The sequence below is a fragment of the Planomonospora algeriensis genome (assembly GCF_977012225.1).
In genome coordinates this window covers 1-2010 of the sequence record NZ_CDRNDK010000753.1, presented here as the reverse complement: position 1 = coordinate 2010, position 2010 = coordinate 1, and the positions used below count along the sequence as shown (strand labels likewise).

Here is a 2010-nt window from a genome sequence, read left to right as displayed (position 1 = left end):
CCCTGCTGCTGGCGGCGCCTTCCTCGCGGTGGCGGCCGTCTCCGGCGCGGCGGTGTCCTGGCGGCGCCGCCACGGCCGGCGGAGGTCCGGCAGGCCGCCCCGGAGTCCTCGGCTTCGCCCGGCGGTTCGCTGGCCCCGGCGCCCACCGCCGCCCCCGGCCCCGTCACGACGGCGCAGCCGACCGCCGCGGCCTGGGAGAAGGTCGGGAAGCCGAACGCCGAGGTCAAGCTCTACGGCACGTCGGTCACCGTCCACGAGCACCCGTCCGACCCCGTCAAGCTCAGCGCCTACCTGATGACCGAGCAGCCGTTCACCTCCTACCTGCGGGAGCGGTCCGGGGGCTTCCGCCAGGTCGGCGTGGGCGAGGAGGTGGTGCCGTCCCCGAACGGCGGGTGGACGGCGCTGAACCCGTTCCTCAAGTTCATCGACTCCGACCAGGACCATGTGGGGCTGATCAGCCCGTCCGCCGGGGAGCGGTTCACGGTCGCCACGGTCAAGCAGCCCCTGCGGACGATGTTCCCGGTCTGGTCGCGTGACGGCTCCCGGCTGCTGCTGTCGATCGTGGACCAGGAGAAAGCGCTGATCACCGGTTTCGTGCTCGTCGACCCGGTCTCCCGCGCCGCCGCCACCGTGGAGACCGAGTACCTCGACGACGCGGCGCGGCCGTTCACCTTCATGCCCGACGGCCGGATCGCCCGCGGGTTCTCGGACGGGAAGCGGACCGGGATCAACGTCTACGACACGTCCGGGCGGGTGACCAGGTCCCTGCACTGGGTGGGCAGCCCGCAGAGCACCACCTGGTTCTCCCCCTCGGGCGCCCTCTTCGCCACCCTCTGCCCCAAGGGCGACGGCACCCTGTGCGTCTGGAGCACCCAGGCGGGCGACCGGCGGGCGACCGTCACGCTGCCCGCCAAGGCGGAGTGGCACGGCTGGTTCAACGAGCAGCACGTCATCGTGCGGGTCCCGTACAAGAAGGGCGTCCGCTACCAGATCGTGGACCTCCTCGGCGCCGTCGAGCGCACGCTGGTCGAGACACCCGGGAAACCGGACGCCTTCCTCAGGTTCGACCCGGTCACCCCGCGCTGACGGCCCCCTGCCGATGACCCCCTCCGCGCACCTCTCCGCCGAGGATCCGCAGCTGCCGGCGGGCTACCGCGTGCTCGGCAGGCTCGGCGCGGGCGGGCAGGGCGTGGTGTACCTCGCGGAGTCGGCCGGGGGCGAGCGCGTCGCGGTCAAGGTCCTCCACCGGAGTACGGCCGGCGACCTGGAGCCGTTCCTCGCCGAGGCCGGGCTGATCCGCAGGGTCCGGGCGTTCTGCACCGCCCAGGTGGTGGACTCGGGGGTGGCCGGCGGCCTGCCGTACCTCGTCACCGAGTACGTCGACGGGCCGAGCCTGGCCCAGGTGATCGAGGAGCGCGGCGCACTGCACGGGGCCGAGCTGGTCCGGCTGGTCTTCGGCACGCTCACCGCGCTGGCCGCCGTCCACCAGGCCGGGGTGGTGCACCGGGACTTCAAGCCGGCCAACGTGCTGCTCGGCCGGGACGGGCCGCGGGTGATCGACTTCGGGATAGCCCGGGTGCTGGACGCCGCCCCCGGCACCGGCGAGCTGATCGGCACGCCGCCCTACATGGCTCCGGAGCAGTTCGACGGGTCGGGCGCAGGGACGCCCGCGGACATGTTCGCCTGGGCCTCCACCGTCGTCTGCGCCGCCACCGGCCGGCCCCCGTTCGGGACCGGGCCGACGCCCATGGTGATCAACCGGATCCTGAACGGGTCTCCGGACCTGGGCGAGGCGGCGGAGCTGGACGGCGAGCTGCGCGAGCTGGTGAGCGCCTGCCTGGACAAGGAGCCCGCCCGGCGGCCCACCGCGGCGGGCGCCCTGATGCGGTTGCTCGGCGGGCGGGTGCCCGCGCGGGAGATCCTCCCGGAGGGGAGCCGCAGGGCCGCGCCGGAACCTCCGCCCGAGGCGGGCGACACCGTGCCGCCGGACGGCGCCGGACGGCGGCGGTC

Annotated in this window: 2 protein-coding genes; both read left to right on the top strand. The window is 74.5% G+C overall.

What is annotated here, in order from left to right:
* A partial coding sequence (locus tag ACWJ6R_RS35400; RefSeq protein WP_449066390.1) for a hypothetical protein occupies positions 1–1086 on the top strand: 1086 nt, incomplete at its 5' end.
* A 13-nt stretch (positions 1087–1099) separates the two neighbouring features.
* Positions 1100–2010: serine/threonine-protein kinase (locus ACWJ6R_RS35395; protein ID WP_449066389.1), on the top strand; the 911-nt coding region annotated here is incomplete at its 3' end.